Origin of the sequence: Streptomyces sp. R44 (assembly GCF_041053105.1) — a bacterium.
Lineage (GTDB): Bacteria > Actinomycetota > Actinomycetes > Streptomycetales > Streptomycetaceae > Streptomyces.
Genome location: NZ_CP163444.1, coordinates 1,806,345 through 1,826,025 on the forward strand (window position 1 = coordinate 1,806,345; position 19,681 = coordinate 1,826,025).

The 19,681-nt window shown below is 73.0% G+C and carries 17 protein-coding genes; 8 read left to right on the top strand and 9 right to left on the bottom strand.

The window, feature by feature from the left end; all coding sequences use genetic code 11:
* Together AB5J54_RS08405 and AB5J54_RS08410 are read right to left on the bottom strand one after the other, a co-directional pair.
* Positions 1-1,356: an aldehyde dehydrogenase gene (locus tag AB5J54_RS08405; RefSeq protein ID WP_369143259.1), complete on the bottom strand. Its 1,356-nt coding sequence runs from the start codon at positions 1,354-1,356 to the stop codon at positions 1-3.
* A gap of 29 nt (positions 1,357-1,385) precedes the next feature.
* Positions 1,386-2,750, bottom strand: a complete 1,365-nt coding sequence (locus tag AB5J54_RS08410; protein WP_352020530.1) for a glutamine synthetase family protein — start codon at positions 2,748-2,750, stop codon at positions 1,386-1,388.
* Positions 2,751-2,839: 89 nt separating this feature from the next.
* Here AB5J54_RS08410 and AB5J54_RS08415 point away from each other — a divergent pair, with 89 nt between their 5' ends.
* The 3 genes from AB5J54_RS08415 to AB5J54_RS08425 all read left to right on the top strand — a co-directional run bounded on the left by AB5J54_RS08415 (position 2,840) and on the right by AB5J54_RS08425 (position 5,839).
* Positions 2,840-3,568 (top strand): FadR/GntR family transcriptional regulator, encoded by a 729-nt coding sequence (locus tag AB5J54_RS08415; RefSeq protein ID WP_189804500.1) that lies wholly within the window; start codon positions 2,840-2,842, stop codon positions 3,566-3,568.
* A gap of 118 nt (positions 3,569-3,686) precedes the next feature.
* Positions 3,687-5,120 carry an ethanolamine permease gene (gene eat / locus AB5J54_RS08420; RefSeq protein ID WP_369143260.1) on the top strand — a complete coding sequence of 478 codons (1,434 nt, stop codon included), beginning with the start codon at positions 3,687-3,689 and terminating at the stop codon, positions 5,118-5,120.
* 35 nt (positions 5,121-5,155) lie between these two features.
* The gene (locus AB5J54_RS08425; RefSeq protein ID WP_369143261.1) at positions 5,156-5,839 is read left to right on the top strand and encodes a gamma-glutamyl-gamma-aminobutyrate hydrolase family protein; all 684 of its coding nucleotides are present in this window, start codon (positions 5,156-5,158) and stop codon (positions 5,837-5,839) included.
* A gap of 61 nt (positions 5,840-5,900) precedes the next feature.
* Here AB5J54_RS08425 and AB5J54_RS08430 read toward each other — a convergent pair whose 3' ends face one another.
* Positions 5,901-7,334: a cytosine permease gene (locus tag AB5J54_RS08430; RefSeq protein WP_369143262.1), complete on the bottom strand. Its 1,434-nt coding sequence runs from the start codon at positions 7,332-7,334 to the stop codon at positions 5,901-5,903.
* A gap of 68 nt (positions 7,335-7,402) precedes the next feature.
* Here AB5J54_RS08430 and AB5J54_RS08435 point away from each other — a divergent pair, with 68 nt between their 5' ends.
* A complete protein-coding gene (locus AB5J54_RS08435; protein ID WP_369143263.1) occupies positions 7,403-8,176 on the top strand; it encodes a TetR/AcrR family transcriptional regulator in 774 nt (257 codons plus the stop codon).
* Positions 8,177-8,320: 144 nt separating this feature from the next.
* Entirely contained in the window at positions 8,321-9,958 is a 1,638-nt protein-coding gene (locus AB5J54_RS08440; RefSeq protein WP_369143264.1) for an amidohydrolase, read from the top strand.
* Positions 9,959-10,198: 240 nt separating this feature from the next.
* Here the strand turns inward: AB5J54_RS08440 and AB5J54_RS08445 are convergent, their stop codons facing one another.
* Positions 10,199-11,140: a LysR family transcriptional regulator gene (locus tag AB5J54_RS08445; protein WP_369143265.1), complete on the bottom strand. Its 942-nt coding sequence runs from the start codon at positions 11,138-11,140 to the stop codon at positions 10,199-10,201.
* A gap of 70 nt (positions 11,141-11,210) precedes the next feature.
* Between AB5J54_RS08445 and AB5J54_RS08450 the strand changes: the two genes are divergently transcribed.
* Complete coding sequence (locus tag AB5J54_RS08450; protein WP_369143266.1) at positions 11,211-12,371, top strand: TDT family transporter; 1,161 nt, start codon at positions 11,211-11,213, stop codon at positions 12,369-12,371.
* Here the strand turns inward: AB5J54_RS08450 and AB5J54_RS08455 are convergent.
* The 4 genes from AB5J54_RS08455 to AB5J54_RS08470 form a co-directional block, all read right to left on the bottom strand.
* Positions 12,298-13,017 (bottom strand): helical backbone metal receptor, encoded by a 720-nt coding sequence (locus tag AB5J54_RS08455; RefSeq protein WP_369149259.1) that lies wholly within the window; start codon positions 13,015-13,017, stop codon positions 12,298-12,300. The two genes, AB5J54_RS08450 and AB5J54_RS08455, sit on opposite strands and share 74 nt — an antisense overlap.
* A 10-nt stretch (positions 13,018-13,027) precedes the next feature.
* Entirely contained in the window at positions 13,028-13,579 is a 552-nt protein-coding gene (locus AB5J54_RS08460; protein WP_369143267.1) for a helix-turn-helix domain-containing protein, read from the bottom strand.
* A gap of 141 nt (positions 13,580-13,720) precedes the next feature.
* Positions 13,721-15,535 (bottom strand): ABC transporter permease/substrate binding protein, encoded by a 1,815-nt coding sequence (locus AB5J54_RS08465; protein ID WP_369143268.1) that lies wholly within the window; start codon positions 15,533-15,535, stop codon positions 13,721-13,723.
* A complete protein-coding gene (locus tag AB5J54_RS08470; RefSeq protein WP_369143269.1) occupies positions 15,528-16,601 on the bottom strand; it encodes a glycine betaine/L-proline ABC transporter ATP-binding protein in 1,074 nt (357 codons plus the stop codon). The genes AB5J54_RS08465 and AB5J54_RS08470 overlap by 8 nt, the downstream gene beginning before the upstream one ends.
* A gap of 412 nt (positions 16,602-17,013) precedes the next feature.
* Here AB5J54_RS08470 and AB5J54_RS08475 point away from each other — a divergent pair, with 412 nt between their 5' ends.
* Positions 17,014-17,919 carry a 5'-3' exonuclease H3TH domain-containing protein gene (locus AB5J54_RS08475; RefSeq protein WP_369149260.1) on the top strand — a complete coding sequence of 302 codons (906 nt, stop codon included), beginning with the start codon at positions 17,014-17,016 and terminating at the stop codon, positions 17,917-17,919.
* Between the two features lie 100 nt (positions 17,920-18,019).
* Positions 18,020-18,856: a siderophore-interacting protein gene (locus tag AB5J54_RS08480; protein WP_369143270.1), complete on the top strand. Its 837-nt coding sequence runs from the start codon at positions 18,020-18,022 to the stop codon at positions 18,854-18,856.
* A gap of 41 nt (positions 18,857-18,897) precedes the next feature.
* Here the strand turns inward: AB5J54_RS08480 and AB5J54_RS08485 are convergent, their stop codons facing one another.
* The gene (locus tag AB5J54_RS08485; protein ID WP_369143271.1) at positions 18,898-19,665 is read right to left on the bottom strand and encodes a MerR family transcriptional regulator; all 768 of its coding nucleotides are present in this window, start codon (positions 19,663-19,665) and stop codon (positions 18,898-18,900) included.
* Positions 19,666-19,681 lie beyond the last annotated feature (16 nt).

Consider the following 19,681-nt stretch of genomic DNA (forward strand, 5'->3'; position numbering starts at 1 on the left):
TCAGGCCTCCGTGCTGAGGAAGACGTTCTTGGTTTCGGTGAAGGCGGTCAGGGCGTCGGGGCCGAGTTCGCGGCCGAGGCCGGACTGCTGGTAGCCGCCGAACGGGGTCCAGTAGCGGACGCTGGAGTGGGAGTTGACGGAGAGGTTGCCGGCCCGGACGGCGCGGGAGGCGCGCAGGGCGCGGCCGACGTCGCGGGTCCAGATCGAGCCGGACAGGCCGTACTCGGTGGCGTTGGCGAGGCGGATCGCGTCGGCCTCGTCCTCGAAGGGGAGGACGACGGCGACGGGTCCGAAGATCTCCTCGACGGCGCAGGGGGCGGTCTCGGCGAGGCCGGTGAGGACGGTCGGCGGGAACCAGAAGCCGGGGCCCTCGGGCGCCTTGCCCCGGATGCCTTCGAGATCGTCGTTCACGTAGGAGCGGATGCGGTCGAGCTGGGCGCGGGAGATGAGCGGGCCCATCTGGGTGCGCTCGTCGGTCGGGTCGCCGACGACGATCTCCTCGACGGCGGGGGTGAGGAGCTCCAGGAAGCGGTCGTACGCGCTCCGCTGGACGAGGATGCGGGTGCGGGCGCAGCAGTCCTGGCCGCTGTTGTCGAGGAAGGCCATCGGCGCTGCGGCGGCGGCCGCCTCCAGGTCCGCGTCGGCGAAGACGATGTTGGGGCTCTTGCCGCCGAGTTCGAGGGTGACCCGCTTCACCTGGTCGGCGCATTTCGCCATGATCGACTTGCCGACCCTGGTGGAGCCGGTGAAGACGATCTTGGCGATGCCGGGGTGTTCGACGAGGGCGTTCCCGGCGACGGGGCCGGTGCCGGGGAGGACCTGGAAGAGGCCTTCGGGGAGGCCCGCCTCCAGGGCGAGTTCGGCGAGGCGGAGCGCGGTGAGGGGGGTGGTCTCGGCCGGCTTGAGGAGGACGGCGTTGCCGGCGGCGAGGGCGGGCGCGGTGGCCCAGGCGGCGATCGGCATGGGGAAGTTCCAGGGGGCGATGACGCCGACGACCCCGAGCGGTTCGAGGATCGTGATGTCGAGGCCGCCGGCCACCGGGATCTGGCGGCCGTTGAGCCGTTCCACTCCCCCGGCGGCGAAGTCGAGCAGGTCGCGGACGTTGCCGGCCTCCCAGCGGGCGTTGCCGATGGTGTGGCCGGCCTCGGTGACCTCCAGGCGGGCCAGTTCCTCGATGTGGTCGTCGACGACGGCGGCGAAGCGGCGGAGCAGCCGGGCCCGGTCGGCGGGCGCGGCGGCGGCCCAGCCGCGCTGGGCGGCGGTGGCGCGGGCGACGGCGGCGTCGACGTCGGCGGGGGTGGCGGCCGGGACGGTGGCGACCAGCTCTTCGGTCGCCGGGTTCAGTACCTGGAGCAACTCGTTCCTCTCACTTCACAGGTGCGTTTCTAGAGGCGTTCGAAGGAGCGGCGCAGCTCCCAGTCGGTCACCGCCGCGTCGAAGGCGTCGAGTTCGACGCGGGCCATGTTGCGGTAGTGCGCGACGACCTCGGCGCCGAAGGCGGCCTTGGCGATCTCGCTGGTCTCCCAGAGTTCGGCGGCCTCGCGCAGGGTGGTGGGGACGTGCGCGTACTCGGCGGTGTACGCGTTCCCGGTGCAGGGCGGGGGCAGTTCGAGGCGCTGCTCGATGCCGTACAGGCCGGCGGCGACCAGGCCGGCGACGGCGAGGTAGGGGTTGACGTCGCCGCCGGGGAGGCGGTTCTCGAAGCGGGTGGAGCGGCCGTGGCCGACGACCCGGAGCGAGCAGGTGCGGTTGTCGTGGCCCCAGGCGACGGCGGTGGGCGCGAAGGACCCGGGCTGGAACCGCTTGTAGGAGTTGATGTTCGGGGCGTACAGGAGGGAGAAGTCGCGGAGGGCGGCGAGCTGTCCTGCGAGGAAGTGCCGCATGGTCTCGGACATGCCGTGGGCGTCGTCCCCGGCCATCACGTTGTGTCCCTCGGCGTCCTGGAGCGAGAGGTGGATGTGACAGGAGTTGCCCTCGCGCTCGTTGTACTTCGCCATGAAGGTGAGCGAGCAGCCCTCCTGGGCGGCGATCTCCTTGGCGCCCGTCTTGTAGACGGCGTGCTGGTCGCAGGTGACGAGGGCCTCGTCGTACTTGAAGGCGATCTCGTGCTGGCCGGGGTTGCACTCGCCCTTGGCGGACTCGACCGTGAGTCCGGCGCCGGTCATCTCGTTGCGGATGCGGCGCAGGAGCGGTTCGATGCGTCCGGTACCGAGGACGGAGTAGTCGATGTTGTACTGGTTGGCGGGGGTGAGGCCGCGGTAGTTCGCGTCCCAGGCCTGCTCGTAGCTGTCCTTGAAGACGATGAACTCGAGCTCGGTGCCCACGTGCGCCGTGAGGCCGAGCTCCGCGAGGCGCTCCAGCTGGCGGCGGAGGATCTGGCGGGGCGCGGCGACGACCGGGGTGCCGTCGGCCCAGGCGAGGTCGGCCGTCACCATGGCGGTGGCGTCGTTCCAGGGGAGGCGGCGGAGGGTGGTGAGGTCGGGGTGCATCGCGAAGTCGCCGTAGCCGCGGTCCCAGGAGGACATCTCGTAGCCGTCGACGGTGTTCATCTCGGTGTCGACGGCGAGGAGGTAGTTGCAGCCCTCGGTGCCGTGGCCGAGGACCTCGTCCAGGAAGAACGGTGCGGCGAACCGCTTGCCCTGGAGTCTTCCCTGCATGTCGGGGAAGGCCAGGACGACGGTGTCGATCTCGCCGCTCGCGACGAGGGCGCGGAGCTCCTCGACGGTGAGCGGGGGTGTGCGGTCTGCCACGGGATTGCTCCTCCTTCGGCCTGCCGGGAGCCATAAGGTATTGCGGAAGACCATTGCTTGGGAAGTGCTGGAGAAAGGGAAACGAGAACGTGGCCAGTACGAGTGAATCGGCGGACCGGCTGACGCCCGTGCTGCGGCCGGTGCGGGCGGGCAACGGATTCGAGGAGGCCCTGGAGCAGATCCTGCAGGTGGTACGGCTCGGTCTGGTGCCCGGCGGGGAGCGGCTGCCCGCCGAGCGGGAGCTCGCCGACCGGATGGGGATCAGCCGGGTGACCCTGCGCGAGGTCCTCAAGGTCCTCCAGGAGCAGGGGCTCGTGGAGAGCCGGCGCGGCCGGTACGGCGGGACGTTCGTGCTGCCCAGGACGCAGACGGCGGACGAGGACGAGCTGCGCCGCCGGATCGCCACGGTCGACATGGAGGACACCCTGCGCTTCCGTGAGGTCCTGGAGGTGGGGGCCGCCGGGCTCTGCGCGGCCCACGGTCTCGACGCGGCGGGCGCCGAGCGGCTGCGGACGGCCGTGGCGGCGACCCATGACGCCCCGCTGGCCGATTACCGCCGCCAGGACACCCTGCTCCACCTCACGCTCGCGGAGCTCTCCGGCTCGCCGACGCTGACGGCCCAGTACGCCGCCGTCCGCGCGACGGTGAACGACCTGCTGGACTGCATCCCCCTGCTCGTACGCAACCTGGAGCACTCCCAGCACCAGCACACCGCCCTGGTGGAGGCGGTCCTGGACGGGGACGCGGACGCGGCGCGCGAGGTGATGCGGGAGCACTGCGCGGGCACGGCGGCGCTGCTCCGGGGCTTCCTGACGTGACGGGAAGGCGGACCGCGGCGTAACCCGAAAGTAACGCACGGGGGTTGCGCTCCCCCGTCGGCCACCGCAAAGGTATGGCTCCAATCCATTGGGCCCGTTGCGGGGAGCTGACGCTGCCATGACGCTGGAAGACACCACGCCGACGAAGGACGATTACCTGGAACGCCGGGCGTTGCGCCGCGGCAGTGCGGGCTGGCTGCTGCTGACCGGCCTCGGCGTGGCGTACGTCGTGTCCGGGGACTTCTCCGGCTGGAACATCGGCCTGTCGAAGGGCGGCTTCGGCGGACTCGCCGTCGCCACCGTCCTGATGGGCGCGATGTACGCCTGTCTGGTCTTCGCGCTCGCCGAGCTCTCCGCCATCCTGCCCACCGCGGGCGGCGGCTACGGCTTCGCGCGCCGGGCGCTCGGCACCTGGGGCGGCTTCCTCACCGGCACCGCGATCCTCATCGAGTACATCCTGGCCCCCGCCGCGATCTCCCTCTTCATCGGCGACTACGTGGAGTCCCTCGGGCTCTTCGGCCTGGAGTCCGGCTGGCCGGTCTACCTGGTCTGCTTCGCGCTCTTCATCGGCATCCACCTGTGGGGCGTGGGCGAGGCGCTGCGCTTCAGCCTGATCGTCACGGCGATCGCGGTCGCGGCCCTGGTCGTCTTCGCGCTCGGCGCGTTCACCGACTTCCACGTGGACGGCCTCAACGACATCCCGGTCGACGGCGAGGCCCTCGGGTCGAACTCCTGGCTGCCCTTCGGGCTCCTCGGCATCTGGGCAGCGTTCCCCTTCGGCATGTGGTTCTTCCTCGGCGTCGAGGGCGTGCCGCTCGCCGCCGAGGAGGCGAAGGACCCGGTGCGGTCGATGCCGAAGGCACTCGCGATCTCCATGGGCATCCTGGTGCTGCTCGCCGTCATGACCTTCTTCGCCGCCACCGGGGCGCACGGCGCGGCCGCCGTGCAGGAGGCCGGAAACCCGCTGGTCGTGGCGCTCCAGGGCGACGGGGAGCCGACCGCGCTCAGCCGCTTCGTGAACTACGCGGGCCTCGCGGGCCTGGTCGCCTCCTTCTTCTCCCTCATCTACGCCGGCTCGCGCCAGCTCTTCGCCCTCTCCCGGGCCGGCTACCTGCCCCGGTTCCTCTCCCTCACGAGCCGCCGCAAGTCGCCCTACCTGGGGCTCCTCATCCCGGGCGCCATCGGCTTCGCCCTCGCCGCCTGGACCGGGAACGGGGCGCGGATGCTGAACATCGCGGTCTTCGGCGCCACCATCTCGTACGCCCTGATGGCGCTCTCCCACATCGTGCTGCGCCGCCGGGAGCCGGGGCTGCACCGGCCGTACCGTACGCCCGGCGGGATCGTGACCTCGTCGGTGGCCTTCGTCCTGGCCCTCTCGGCGCTGGTCGCGACCTTCCTGGTGGACCGGACGGCGGCGTTCATGGCGCTCGGGGTGTACGTGATCGCCCTCGCCTACTTCGCGTTCTACAGTCGGCACCATCTGGTGGCCAGTGCGCCCGAGGAGGAGTTCGCGGCGCTCGCCGCGGCCGAGGCCGAGCTCGAACGCGACTGATCCGCCCGACTCTCCGCACCTCTGGAGGAAGTTCCGTGACCAAGCCGCTGATCGGCGTGACCACCTATCTGGACCAGGCGCGCTGGGGCGTGTGGGACATGACCGCCGCGCTGCTCCCCGCGCAGTACCCGCGTCTCGTACGGGAGAGCGGCGGGCTCGCGGTGATGCTGCCGCCGGGCGGGCCCGAGGAGGGGGCGGAGGTCGTGGCGCGGCTCGACGGCCTGGTCGTCGCGGGCGGGGCGGACGTCGAGCCCGTACGGTACGGGGCCGAGCCCGACCCCCGTACCGGCCCGCCGGCCCGGGCCCGGGACACCTGGGAGCTGGCCCTGATCGACGCGGCCCTGGCCTCCGGCACCCCGCTGCTCGGCATCTGCCGGGGCATGCAGCTCCTGAACGTGGCGCTCGGCGGCACGCTGATCCAGCACCTGGACGGGCACGTGGAGGCGGTCGGGGTGATCGGCCGGCACGCGGTGAAGCCGGTGCCGGGCACGCGGTACGCCTCGCTCGTACCCGAGCTCGCCGAGGTCCCGACCTATCACCACCAGGCCGTGGACCGCCTGGGCACGGGCCTCACAGCCTCGGCCCACGCGGAGGACGGCACGGTGGAGGCGGTGGAGACGGACGGCCCGGGATGGGTCCTCGGTGTGCAGTGGCACCCGGAGATGGGCGAGGACCTGCGGGTGATGCGGGGCCTGGTGGAGGCGGCGGCGGGCCGGTAGCTCCGCCGGAAAGGGTGCGGGACGGCCGGGGTGGGCTCCGGCCGTCCCGCGGTAGGGGGGCTCAGCTCGTCGCCGCCACCGCGCGACGGCCGAGGAGCACGTACAGGCCCGAGGCGACGATCATGCCGACCGGCATGGAGAGGTCGATCCCGCCGAGCGCCGTGGCGACCGGGCCGGTGTAGACCGTGTTGACGCAGAGGGCCGCCGAGGCCACGCCCACGATCAGGGAGAGGGCACCCGCCCAGTTGACGCCGCCGGTGAACCAGAAGGGGCTGCCGGGGGTCTCGTCGGAGAGGGCGCGGCCGTCGTAGCGGTTCCGGCGCAGCACGATGTCGGTGGCGTACACGGCCATGAGGGGGCCGATCAGGACCACGATCACCTGGAGGGCGTTGCTGACGGTGTCCAGGAAGTTGGAGACCAGCAGCCCGTAGAGGGTGGCGGCGACGGCGACGGTGCCGTCGAAGAGGACGCTGACGGTGCGTCGGATGCGCAGGCCGACGGCCTGGAGGGCCAGACCCGCGCTGTACGCGGTCAGGGCGTTGATGGAGATCGTGCCGAGGACGAGGGCGAGCAGGAAGACGGGCACGAACCAGCCCGGCAGGATCTCCTGGAGCGCGTTCTGAGGGTCGGTCATGTCGACGGCGGTCGCGGCGAAGGCGCCGAGCGAGCCGACGATGATGCTGGGGACGAAGGCGCCGAGCGCGGTCCAGCCGGCGATCGCCTTCGGCGAGGCCGTACGGGGCAGGTAGCGGGAGAAGTCGGCGCTCGTCGTGTACGAGAGCGGGCCCGAGGCCACCATCGTGGTGCCCGCGATGATCACCGCCCAGAGGTCGACACCGGTCAGCGGCTCGGCGGGCGTGTACGAGAAGTCGGCGTGGCGGAAGACCGAGAGGGCGACGACGGTGAACGCGCCGGCCAGGGCCAGGGTGATCGGCAGGTACAGCTTGATGATCAGGGCGTGGCCGTAGACGCTGATGGCCAGCGTGAGGGCGGCGATCACCACGATGACGGCCACCTTGACCGGGGTGGTCGCGGTGATGCCCGCCTTCTCGACGAGCGCGAAGGCGGCGGTCGCGGCGGCGGCCAGGTTGAGCGCGAAGTAGCAGACGGAGACCAGCCAGCCGCCGATCGCGTTGTTCACGCGGTTGCCGATGACGCCGTACAGCGCGCGGGTGATCACCTCGCTGGGCGCGCCCGCCGCCGGTCCGGAGGTGGCGAGGAGCCCGGTCAGCACCCAGAAGAGATTGCCCACGACGGTCACGGCCACGGCCTGCCACAGGCTCAGGCCCATCAGGACGAGGGCGCCGCCGATGACGAGGCTGAGGTAGTTGACGTTGGCGGCGGCCCAGACGGAGAAGAGCTCGCGGGGATGCCCGTGGCGCTCGGTGTCGGGGATGTGATCGATGCCGTGGGCCTCGATGCGGCCCGGCCGGTCGGTGGCCGGCGGGGTGACCTCGGCGCGGGCCGCGCCGGGGTCGGGGATCGTGGAAGCCATGCGGCCCTCCGGAAGCTGTCGTGCCCACCTGTTTGCTTATTGGTCGCACACTCAATAGCATCACCGGTATGCCGTCAAGCGTCCAGCGCAAGAGAATTCGGAAAACTCCCGAGGCCCGTAGGGCGGAGATCGTGGAGACCGCGGCCCGGGTCGCCCTGACCGAGGGCCTGGAGTGCGTCACGCTCCGGCGCATAGCCGACGAGCTCGCCGTACGACCCGGTCTGATCAGCCACTACTTCCCGTCGGCGGAGGATCTGGTGGCCGAGGCGTTCAGCGTCGCGTCCACCGGAGAGCTCGACGCCCTGCTGCCCGCGGACCGTCCCGACGGGACCCCGACGCAGTACCTCGCGCGCTACTTCGCCCTCTCGGCCGGAGAGGCGTACGACGACATCAGCCGCCTGTGGATCAACGCCCGGCACCTCAGCCGCTACCGGCCGGTGCTCCGCGACCGGGTCGCCGAACAGGAGCTCGCCTCCGACGACCGCCTCGAAGGACTCATCCGCGAGGGCGTCGAGCGGGGCGAGTTCCGGACGGACGACCCGCGCACGACGGCCATCCAGATCCTGGTGGTCCTCGACGGCCTCGGCGCCCACGCCAACACGGACCGCAGCAACCGCCCGGAGGCGGTGACGCGGATGGCGGTGACGACGGCGGAACGGGAACTGGGGCTGACACGGGGAGCCCTCACGGAGGTGACGCTGCCGGAGGGGTGGGCGGAGGCGATCGAGTCGGCGGCGGCTGAGCGGGCGGAGCCGACGGAGTCGGCCGAGCCTGCCGGGGCGATCGCGTCGGCTGAGCCTGCCGCGTCGGCCGAGCCGACCGAGTCGACCGAGTCGCGCTGACGACGGCCGTCCGCCGCCCCTCGCCGATCACGGCCGGCGGCGTCGAACCTCACCGCGCCCGCCGCCCGGCCCGGCCCGGCGCCTTCGGGCCGAGCCCTGCCCCTCCCCCCTCCCCCTCTCTCCCGCACTCTTCCTGGAGCCATCGTGCGCACCCGACTCGCCCTGCTCTCCGCCCGACTGCTCGACCCCGGCACGGGGGCGTTCCTTCCGGAGACCGCGCTCGCCGTGTCCGAGGACGGCCGGATCTCCGCCCTGGGCGACGACCGCGAGATCCGGGCGCTGACCGGTCCGGCGACCACCGTCGTGGACCTCAAGGGGGCCGTGGTCACCCCCGGTCTCGTCGACGGCCACCTGCACCCGGTGTCCGGTGCCGAGCTCACCCACGGCCTCGACCTGTCGTACTGCTCCGACGTCGACGACGTCCGGGAGGCGCTGGCCCGCGAGGTGCGGAGCCTGGACCGAGGTCAGTGGCTGTTCGGCTGGGGGCTCGACCCGAACGTGTTCGGCGACCGGCCCGTCGGCACGGCGCCGTTCGACGCCGTGCTCGACGGGGTGCCGGCCTTCCTGCTGCTGTTCGACGCGCACTCGGCCCTGGCCAGCCGCCGGGCCCTCGAACTCGCCGGGGTCGACGGCCCCCGCACCTTCGACCAGGCGTCGGCGGAGGTCGTCTGCGACGCCGACGGGCGGCCGACGGGGCTGCTCCAGGAGGACGCGGCCTGTGAGCTGGTCGAGCGGGTCGCGCCGCGGCCGACGCGCGAGGAGAGCCGGGAGCGGCTCGCGACGGCCCTGCGGTCCATGGCCGCGGCGGGCCTCACGGGCGGTCACGCCATGGACGCCAACGGGGACAGCCTCGCCCTGTACGGGGAACTCGACGCGGCCGGCGAGCTGCCGCTGCGGCTCCGGGTCGCGCCGTGGTGCCAGCCGGGGACGGACGAACTCGGCGTACGGGAACTGATCGCGCTCCAGGGCACGGGGGGCGAGCTGTGGCGGGTCGCGGGCGTGAAGCTGTTCATGGACGGGACGATCGACAACGGGACGGCGTGGCTGGAGCGGCCGGACTGCCACGGTGAGTCGACGCACGCCTTCTGGCCGGACCCGGAGGCGTACACCCGGATCATCGGGGAGCTGCACCGGGCGGGGGTGGCGACGGCGACGCACGCCATCGGTGACGCGGCGGTACGACATGTGCTCGACTCCGTCGAGAAGGCGCGGACCGCCGGGGGCGCCGGGGGCGCCGGGGTGCGGCACCGGGTGGAGCACATCGAGACGGTGCCGGACGACACGCTGCGGAGGTTCGCGGAGCTGGGCGTTCTCGCGTCGATGCAGCCCACGCACTGCTGCGACTTCACGCGCGCCGACCACACGGACAACTGGTCGCGGCGCCTCGGCGAGGAGCGCGCCGCGCGCGCGTGGCGCTGCCGGGACCTGTCGGATTCGGGTGCCACGGTGGTGCTCGGCTCGGACTGGCCGATCGCGCCGTTCCCGCCGCTCGGTGTGATGGCCGGGGCCCGGCACCGGCGGCCGAGCCGCGACCTCGGGCAGGCGCCGCACGGACCCGAGCAGGCGCTCACGCCGCTGGAGGCGCTGCGGGGGATGACGACGGCGGCGGCGTACGCGGCGGGCGAGGAGCACGAGGCGGGGCGGCTCGCGGTGGGCCACCGCGGGGATCTGACGGTCCTGGCGGCGGATCCGCTGACGACCCCGTCGACGGAACTCCCGGACGTCCCGGTCCGGCTGACGACGGTGTCGGGGCGGGTGACGTTCCGCGCACCGGACGCCTGACGCCGCCGCCCCCCCCATTGTGGGCAATCGTTCCGCAGGGCGGAACGGGTGGGCACAACGGACGGCGCCCCTTGCCGGGCCTAGGCTTACGCGCCTGAACCCGCACCGCGTTGTGCGCCGCGCAAGGTGGTGCGGGCCAGGGCGCGGAACGCGGAGGCGCAGCGAAAGGGCGCCGTCCCGTGTGCCCACCCGTCCCGCCCTGCGGGACGATTGCCCACACGGCAGCGAGGTACCGCCCCCTCACCCCCGCGTCAGCGACAGCAGGTCGCGGGCCGGGCCCGTCGGGCGGTGGCCCGTGGGCCAGACCGCGCGGAGGTCGCGGCGGAGCAGGACGCCCTCCACCGGGATCGCCACCAGGCGGCGCGACGCCAGCTCCTCCGTGATGGCGAGCTCGCTGAGGACCGCCGGCCCGGCCCCGCTCACCGCCGCCGCCTTCACCGCGGTCGTGGAGGCGAGTTCGAGGAGCGGCTGCGCGAGCCCGCCGTGCGCGGAGAGCGCCGCGTCCAGGACCTGCCGGGTGCCCGAGCCGCGTTCCCTCAGGACGAGCGGGGTCGCGGCCAGTTCCGCCGGGTCGAGCGGGGCCCGCCGCCGTGCCCAGGGATGCGAGGGCGCGGCGACGAGCGCGAGGCGGTCGTGCGCGACGACGACCCCGTCGAGGCCGTCCGGCACGGCGAGCCCCTCGACGAAGCCGACGTCGGCCTCGCCGGCGAGGAGCCGTTCCGCGACGGCCGCAGAGTTCCCGGCCTGGAGCGACACGGCCGTGTCGGGCCGCTCGGCGCGCAGCGCGATCAGCCAGCCGGGCAGCAGGTACTCGGCGATCGTCATGGACGCGGCGACCCGCAGCCGTGAGTCCCGCCGTCCCCGCAGCGCCTGCGCGCCCGCGTCGAAGGCCTCCGCGGCCTCCACGATCCGCCGCGCCCAGTCGGTGACGAGGGCGCCGGCGTCGGTGAGCCGGGAGCCGCGCGGCGAGCGGTCGAGCAGGGCGACGCCGAGCTGCCGTTCCATCGAGCGGATCCGGCTGCTGGCGGCGGGCTGGGTGATGCCGACCTCGCGGGCCGCCGCGCCGAGGCTGCCGTGCCGGGCGACGGCGAGGAGCAGCTCCAGGGCCCCGAGGTCGGGGACCCGGTGGTGGAGGGGGTTCGGCGTCTCGCCCTGCTCGCTGCCCGCGAAGGAACTGCTCATAAAGGCAGCTTATGGCCTCATAGCCGCAACGTCCCTGGTGGGGCCGGTTCCGGCGCGAAACGATCAGGACATGGCAAGCCTCGCACCTCCCCTTCCCGCCCTCCGCGCCACCACCCCCGGCGCCCCCGCGGCCCGTTCCGTCCGTCACCTCGGACCCAACTGGTACGCCTCCGTCATGGGCACGGCCATCGTCGCCAACGCGGGCGCCGCCCTCCCCCTGGACGTCCCCGGGCTCCGTACCGCCTGCGCGGCCGTCTGGGTCCTGTCGCTCGCGATGCTGCTCGCCCTGGTCGCCGCCCGGGCCGCGCACTGGGCCCGCCACCGGGACCAGGCCCGGGCCCACCTCATGGACCCGGCGATGGCGCCGTTCTACGGCTGTCTGTCGATGGCGCTGCTCGCGGTCGGCGGCGGGGCGATGATCGTGGGCCGGGACTGGATCGGGCTCCCGGCGGCCGTCGCCGTCGACACGGTCCTGTTCACCGCCGGCACGGTGATCGGCCTGGTGGCCGCGGTGGCCGTCCCGTACCTGATGGTCGTGCACCACCGGATCGAGAGCGCGTCACCGGTGTGGCTGCTGCCCGTCGTCGCCCCCATGGTCTCCGCCGCGCTCGGCCCCCTCCTCGTGCCCCACCTGCCCGCCGGGCAGGCTCAGCAGACGCTCCTCATCGGCTGTCACGCGCTGTTCGGCGTCAGCCTGCTCGCGACCCTGGTCATGCTGCCGCTGGTCTTCGGGCGGCTCGTCACCGGCGGCCCGCTGCCCCTCGCGCTGACCCCCACCCTGTTCCTGGTCCTCGGCCCGCTGGGCCAGTCGACGACCGCCGCGAACAAGTTCGCCGACACGGCCACGGGCGTGCTGCCCGCCCCGTACGCCCACGGCTTCGCCGCCTTCGCCGTCCTCTACGGCGTGCCCGTGATGGGCTTCGCGCTGCTGTGGCTGGCGCTCGCCGGGGCGATGGTGCTGCGGGCGCGGCGGCGGGGCATGGGCTTCGCGATGACCTTCTGGGCCTTCACCTTCCCGGTCGGTACCTGTGTGACCGGCGCCGAGGGGCTGGCGCAGCACACCGGTCTGGACGCGTTCCGGTGGCTCGCGATCGGCCTGTACGTGTTCCTCGTGGCGGCCTGGCTGGTGGCCGGTTTCCACACCCTGCGCGGACTGTTCAGCGGTGCGCTGCTCGCAGGGCCCGGGCCAGTGCCCGCGGGGCCTCGGCCAGTGACGGCCCGTACCAGGTGAGCATGCGCCCGTCGACGAGGGCGGCGGCGGTCCCGGGGAACGCCTCGGGGCCGTCGTCCCGTGTGAAGCGGTACGGCTCGTCGGGCAGGACGACGAGCTCGGGCGCGGCCGCCCGGAGTTCGTCCAGAGGAATCCGCGGATAGCGGTCGGGATGGTCCGCGTAGACGTTCCGGACGCCGAGGCGGGCGAGCAGATCGCCGGCGAAGGTGTCGGAGCCGAGGACCATCCAGGGCCGCCGCCAGATCGGTACGACCGCGGTGCGGGGCTCCACGGGGGTCACGGCCTCCCAGGCGGCCTCGGCCTCCACGAGCCAACGGGGCCGCCGGGGCGCGTCGCAGGCGGCGAGGACCCGCTCCAGTTCCCGCAGCCCCTGGTCGAGGGTGCGGATCGTGGTGACGAGGACGTCGAGCCCGGCGGCGCGCAGGGCGTCGAGGTCGGGGGCGCGGTTCTCCTCCTCGTTCGCGAGGACGAGATCGGGCCGGAGCGCGGCGATCGCGGCGACGTCGGGGTTCTTGGTGCCGCCGATACGGACGACGTCGAGCCCCGCGGGGTGGCTGCACCAGTCGGTGGCGCCGACGAGAACGGCGGGCGCGGTGACGGCGACGGCCTCGGTGAGCGAGGGCACGAGGGAGACGACCCTCGGCATCACCACGTACTCACTGCTCCTCGGCCTCGACGTGGTCGCCGACCGCGACGACGAGGAGCCGGGTGCCGGGCTCGGTGGCGCGCCAGCGGTGCCGTACGCCGCCGGAGAGGTAGAGCGTGTCGCCGCGGCCGAGCCGGTGGGCACGGCCCTCGGCCTCGACCTCGGCGGCGCCGTCGGCCACGTAGATCAGCTCGTCGTTGCGGTGCTGGAACTCGCGTCCCGCGTCCTGCTCGCCGGTGAACTCCAGGGCGTGCAGCTGGTGGCGGCCGCGGACCAGCGACCGTACGCCCGCGGGCATGCCCGGGGTGCGGTCCCCGGCCCGTACGACGTCGACGGTGCGGGAGGCCTCGGCGGCGGCGAGGAGTTCCCCGGCCGTGGTCTCCAGGGCCTCGGCGACGAGTTCGAGGGAGCGGCGGCTGGGGCGGGCGCGCTCGTTCTCGACCTGGCTGAGGAAGGGCACGGAGAGGCCGCTGCGGGAGGCGACGACGGCCAGGGTCAGCTGGAGCGCTCTGCGGCGCCTCTTGACGGCCGCGCCCACGCGGGGTGCTTCCTTCTCGTCCATGTCGGCTCCCTCCCTCTGCTCGTACCGGTCGGTTACCTGAACCTTACGCAGCTTTGGGGCGGGGTTTCGCGTCGTGACGAAAAGGGGTGGTCGCCGAACACGTTCGGCGACCACCCCTTTTCGGCCAGTGAGCGGAGGACCCTACTGCGGGGCGAGCTTCTCCGCGAGGCCGGGGTTCCGGTCCAGCCAGGTGCGGACGGCCTCCTGCTCCTTGCCCTTGCCGGTCTCCTGGATGACGGCTTCGAGGTCCGTGAGCTGCTTCTCGGTCAGCGAGAAGTTCTTCAGCCAGGCGCCGACCTCGGGGTTCTCGGCGGCGAAGCCCTTGCGGGCGAGGGTGTGGACGCCGTCGCCCTTGCCCCAGGATCCCTTGGGGTCGTCGAGCTTCTTCAGGTCGTGGGCGGAGTAGGCCCAGTGCGGGGACCAGAGGGTGACGACGACGGGTTCCTTGCGCTCGTACGCGCGCTTCAGCTCGGCGAGCATGCCGGGCGTGGAGCCGTCGACGACCTGGTACTCGCCCTCCAGGCCGTAGTCCTTGAGGACCTTGTCCTTGAGGATGCCCATCATTCCGGCGCTGGGCTCGATGCCGACGATCCGGCCCTTGAACTGTCCGGCCTTGCCCTTGAGGTCGGCGAGGGAGTCGACGCCCTTCACGTACGAGGGGACGGAGAGCTCCAGGGAGGTGGGGCCGTACCAGGAGCCGAGGTCCTCCAGCTTGTTCTTGTACTTGTCCCAGTACTGCTGGTGCGTGACGGGGAGCCAGGCGTCGGTCTGGAAGTCGAGCTGCCCGCCGGCCAGGCCGGTGTAGAGGGCGCCGGCCTCCAGCTGCTTGGTCTCGACCTCGTAGCCGCGGCGCTCCAGGAGTTCCTTCCACAGGTACGTGGAGGCGATGCCCTCGTCCCAGGGGATGTAGCCGATGCTGACCTTCTTGCCGTGGCCGCCGTTCGGGCCGGAGGCGGTGGTGGAGGTCGCGCCGCCGTTGCCGCCGAGGAAGCCCATGCCGCCGGCCGCGAGGGCGAGGACGACGACGCCGACGAGGGCGGTGACGGGCTGCGGGCGGTGGGCCCAGAGCTTCGCCCCGGCCCGCTTGGCGGCGAGCGCGGCGCGGGCCTTGGCGGCCGCGCGGCGGCCCAGCGGGGAGACCTGGCGGCCGAGGGCGCCGGTCATCCGGTCCAGGTACATGGCGAGGACGACGATGGAGACGCCGGCCTCGAAGCCGAGGCCGATGTCGACGTTGCCGATGGCGCGGTAGACGGCGCCGCCGAGCCCGCCGCCGCCGACCATGCCGGCGATGACGACCATGGAGAGGCCGAGCATGATGACCTGGTTGACACCGGCCATGATCGTCGGCAGGGCGAGCGGCAGCTGCACGCGCAGCAGCGTGTTGCGCGGAGTGGTGCCGAACGCCTCGGCGGCCTCGACGAGTTCGCCGTCGACCTGGCGGATGCCGAGCTCGGTCATGCGCACGCCCGGGGGCAGCGCGAAGACGATGGTGGCGATGATGCCGGGGACGACGCCGACGCCGAAGAAGATGATGCCGGGGATGAGGTAGACCATCGCCGGCATGGTCTGCATGAAGTCGAGGACGGGCCGCAGGACGGCGCTGACGGTCTTCGAGCGGGCCGCCCAGATGCCGAGCGGTACGGCGATCACCAGGGTGACGAGCGTCGCGACGAGGACCAGCGAGAGCGTCGCCATGGCCTCGTCCCACAGCTGGACCGAGTCGACGAGCGCGAAGCCCGCGAAGGCGAGGACACCGGCGGCGAGGCCGCGCAGCCACCAGGCGACGACGGCGAGGATGCCGGCGAAGAGCAGCGGCTGGGGTGCGGACAGGACGGCGTCGATGCCGTCGTACAGACCGGTGACGCCGGTGCTGACGGCGTCGAAGAGCCAGGAGAACTGGGCCTGGAGCCAGTCGACGGAGCTGTCGACCCACTGGCCGAGGGGAAGCCTAGGCACGGGCGGTCACCTCCTGGGTCTTGGTGATCGGGGCATTCGTCGCGGCGACACCGCCCATGACGGCGAGGAGACGTTCGTTCGGTACGACTCCGAGGACGGAGCCGTCGGTGTCCTCGACGGTCACGGGGTGCGGGGCCAGGGCGGCCACGGCGCACAGGTCGGCGACGAGCGTGTCGGGTCCGACGGCCCGGCAGGCGCAGCCCTCGGGGCAGTCGGCCGGTGCGGCGTCCGTCATGACGGCGGCGGCGGTGAGCACCCGGGAGCGGTCGACGTCCTGGATGAAGGAGGCGACGTAGTCGTCGGCGGGGCGGACGAGGATGTCCTCGGCGGTGCCGAGCTGGACGATCCTGCCGTCGCGCATGACGGCGATCCGGTCGCCGAGGCGCATGGCCTCGTTGAGGTCGTGGGTGATGAAGACGATGGTCTTCTTCAGCCGCTGCTGGAGCACGAGGAGCTGGTCCTGCATGTCGCGGCGGATCAGCGGGTCGAGCGCGCTGAAGGACTCGTCCATCAGGAGCAGGTCGGCGTCGGTGGCGAGGGCGCGGGCGAGGCCGACGCGCTGCTGCATGCCACCGGAGAGCTCGTCGGGCCAGGACTTCTCCCAGCCGGCGAGGCCGCACAGTTCGAGGGCCTCGGCGGCGCGGGTCTCGCGCTCGGTACGGGGCACACCCTGGACCTCCAGGCCGTACGCGGCGTTCTCCAGGACGTTTCGGTGCGGGAAGAGCGCGAAGTGCTGGAAGACCATGCTGATCTTCGTGGAGCGGACCTCGCGCAGCTCGCGGGGGGAGAGCGCGGTGAGGTCGTGGCCGTCGTAGAGGACCCGGCCGGCGGTGGGTTCGAGCAGGCCGTTGAGCATGCGGAGGAGGGTGGACTTCCCGGAGCCGGACAGGCCCATCACGACGAAGATCTGGCCGGGTTCGACGATGAAGCCGGCGTCGACGACCGCGGCGGTCGTCCCCTCGGCGCGCAGCTCGTCGCGGTCGGCGCCGTCGGCGAGCCTGCGGACGGCTTCGTCGGGTCGTCTGCCGAACACCTTGTACAGATGGTCGGCCTGGAGCCTGGACACATACACCTCACGGGTAGAAATGAAGAACGGCCCCACCACCCCCGCGTGGCCGGCCGTGGAGCGGGCGGGATCGGCCCGCGGGCCCGTCGCGTACGGGGATCCTTTTCGTTGAATCCCGTACCGGGTTCCGCTCCGGGCTCGCGCCTGCCCGGCTTCACAGGGTGCAAACGCAAAGGTGACGGGGGTCACGCGAGGGGTCCCGAGGAGCCCGGCGCGGACACCGGAAGAGACCGGTGCGGGCTCCTGGAGCGGCCCGGCGCGGACTCCGGAAGGGACCCGGCGCGGACTCCTGGAGCGGCCCGCCGCCGATACCGGAAGGGTCGGCGCGGACTCCTGGAGCGGCGGCCCGGCGCGCGGAACGGAGGGTCCTGTCGGTGGGGTGCGGCATGATCGGGGTGTGACGCGACGCCTGATGCTCCTCGACACCGCCAGCCTCTACTTCCGCGCGTACTTCGGCGTGCCGGACTCCGTCCGGGCGCCGGACGGCACCCCGGTGAACGCCGTGCGCGGGCTGCTCGACTTCATCACCCGGCTCGTCCAGGACCACCGCCCCGACGATCTGGTGGCCTGCTGGGACGAGGACTGGCGGCCGCAGTGGCGGGTGGACCTGATCCCCTCGTACAAGGCGCACCGGGTGGCCGTGGAGACGGTGACGGGCCCGGACGTGGAGGAGATCCCGGACACGCTGTCCCCGCAGGTGCCGGTGATCGAGGAGGTCCTCGCGGCGCTGGGCATCGCGCGGGTCGGGGCGGCGGGGTACGAGGCGGACGACGTGATCGGGACGCTGGCCGGCCGCGCCGGGGGGCCGGTGGACATCGTCACCGGCGACCGCGACCTGTTCCAGCTGGTCGACGACGCGCGGGGCGTCCGCGTGCTGTACCCGCGCAAGGGCGTCGGCGACTGCGACCTGGTGGACGCGGAGCTGATCCGTACGAAGTACGGGGTGCGGCCCGACCAGTACGCGGACTTCGCGGCGCTGCGCGGGGACGCGAGCGACGGCCTGCCCGGGGTGAAGGGCATCGGCGAGAAGACGGCGGCGCAGCTGATCACGGAGTACGGGGACCTGGCGGGCGTCCGGGCGGCGGCCGAGGACCGGACGTCGAAGCTGACGCCGGCGAAGCGGCGCGGGATCGTGGAGGCTGCGGCCTACCTGGACGTGGCGCCGACGGTGGTGCGGGTCGCCGCCGACGTACCGCTGCCGGAGTTCGACGCGGCCCTGCCGGCCGCCCCCCGCGACCCGGCGGCCCTGGAGGCGCTGGTGAAGCGTTGGAACCTGGGCGGCGCGGTGGGGCGCCTGCTGCCGGTCCTGGAGCGCTGACGGAGTACGTCGGATCCCGGGCGGTCCGTAGACGCTCGGGCCTTTCTTGACGCGGGATGCTAGCTTAGGCATACCTAAGTACGCAGAGTCAGGAGAGCCCGTGGCAGAGCAGCCGGCCCGCAAGGCACCGAAGGCCACCGAAGCGCGCGTGGTGCACACCGAGCGGATCACTCCGCACATGGTGCGCGTCGTGCTGGGCGGTCCCGGGCTGGACGGCTTCGCGGCGGACACGTACACCGACCACTACGTGAAGCTCCTCTTCGCCCCGGAGGGCGTCTCCTACCCGGAGCCGTTCGACATCGAGCGGATCCGCGCGGAGTTCCCCCGGGAGCAGTGGCCGACGACGCGGACGTACACCGTGCGGGCCTGGGACCCGGTCCACCGGGAGCTGACCATCGACTTCGTGGTCCACGGCGACGAAGGCCTCGCGGGCCCCTGGGCGGCGCGCGCCGAGGCCGGCGAAACGGTCCGCTTCCTCGGCCCCGGCGGCGGCTACGCGCCGGACCCGGAGGCGGACTGGCACCTGCTCGCGGGCGACGAGAGCGCCCTCCCGGCGATCGCGGCGACCCTGGAGCAGCTGCCCGAGGGGGCGAGGGCCCACGTGCTGATCGAGGTCGCGGACGCGGCCGAGGAGCAGAAGCTGGCGACGGCGACGGGCATAGAGGTCACCTGGCTGCACCGCGGCGACCGCCCGACGGGCGAGGCGCTGGTCGAGGCGGTCACGGCCCTGGACTTCCCGGCCGGCGACGTGCACGCCTTCGTCCACGGCGAGGCGGGCTTCGTGAAGGAGCTGCGCCGGCACCTGCGGCTGGACCGCGGCGTGGCGCGCGAACGCCTGTCGATCTCGGGCTACTGGCGCCTGGGCAAGTCGGACGAGGGCTGGCGCGCGATGAAGCGCGAGTGGAACGACCAGGTGGAGCGCGAGCAGGAGAACTGAGCCGAAGGGGCCCGGGGCGACAAGAGCCCCGGGCCCCTTCGTCACTCCGCTGCCCCGTCAGGCGCCGCCCCGTCCGCCACCGCACCGTCCCGCACTGCCCCGTCCTGCGCCGCACCGTCCTGCACTGCCCCGTCCTGCGCCGCCCCGTCCTGCACTGCCCCGTCCCGCGCCGCCCCGGCCTGCGCCCGGCCGAACATGGCTTCCGAGGCGTCCACGTGGGCCAGGCGGCGCAGCGCGGAGAGGATCACGTCGCCGAGGACCGTGCCGACGACCGCGCTCTCCACGAGCTCCTCCCGCGCCACATGGCGCGCCACGTAGTCCAGATCGGCCCGCGCCACCTGCTCCGCCGCGTCCGCGTACGTGTCCAGGACATCGACGAACCGGCCGTGCCCGAGTTCGTCGAGCGCCACGAGGGCCGTCGCGAGGGCCTCCGCCGCCGGGCCGGAAGGGTCGGTGTGCCAGCCTCGCGCCGCGATCAGCCCGGCGACCGTCTTCCGCGCCTCCTCGATGCCGTCTCCGGCCTCGCGCTCGTAGCGCGGCACCAGAGGCTTGGTCGCCGCGCCCAGCACGTCGTGCACCGGCCGCTCCGCGTCGTCGACCGCCGTCACGACGCCGCGGATCCCCGCCACCGACAGCCCGCCCACGTCGAGGAGCGCCCGGATCAGGCGGAGCCGCCGCACATGCTCCTCCCCGTACGAGGCCTGGTTCGGGCTCGTCAGCTCCCCGGCGGGCAGCAGCCCCTCCCGTACGTAGAACTTGATCGTCGGCACCGACACCCCGGTCCTGCGACTCAACTCTCCGATGCGCACCGCGCGTTCACCTTCC

Coding starts and splice junctions, on each gene's coding strand:
- eat (WP_369143260.1), top strand. CDS start 3,687: ATGACGCTGGAAGACACCACGCCGACGAAGGACGATTACCTGGAACGC.
- AB5J54_RS08475 (WP_369149260.1), top strand. CDS start 17,014: ATGCTCCTCGACACCGCCAGCCTCTACTTCCGCGCGTACTTCGGCGTG.
- AB5J54_RS08445 (WP_369143265.1), bottom strand. CDS start 11,140: ATGAGCAGTTCCTTCGCGGGCAGCGAGCAGGGCGAGACGCCGAACCCC.
- AB5J54_RS08450 (WP_369143266.1), top strand. CDS start 11,211: ATGGCAAGCCTCGCACCTCCCCTTCCCGCCCTCCGCGCCACCACCCCC.
- AB5J54_RS08430 (WP_369143262.1), bottom strand. CDS start 7,334: ATGGCTTCCACGATCCCCGACCCCGGCGCGGCCCGCGCCGAGGTCACC.
- AB5J54_RS08455 (WP_369149259.1), bottom strand. CDS start 13,017: ATGCCGAGGGTCGTCTCCCTCGTGCCCTCGCTCACCGAGGCCGTCGCC.
- AB5J54_RS08460 (WP_369143267.1), bottom strand. CDS start 13,579: ATGGACGAGAAGGAAGCACCCCGCGTGGGCGCGGCCGTCAAGAGGCGC.
- AB5J54_RS08435 (WP_369143263.1), top strand. CDS start 7,403: ATGCCGTCAAGCGTCCAGCGCAAGAGAATTCGGAAAACTCCCGAGGCC.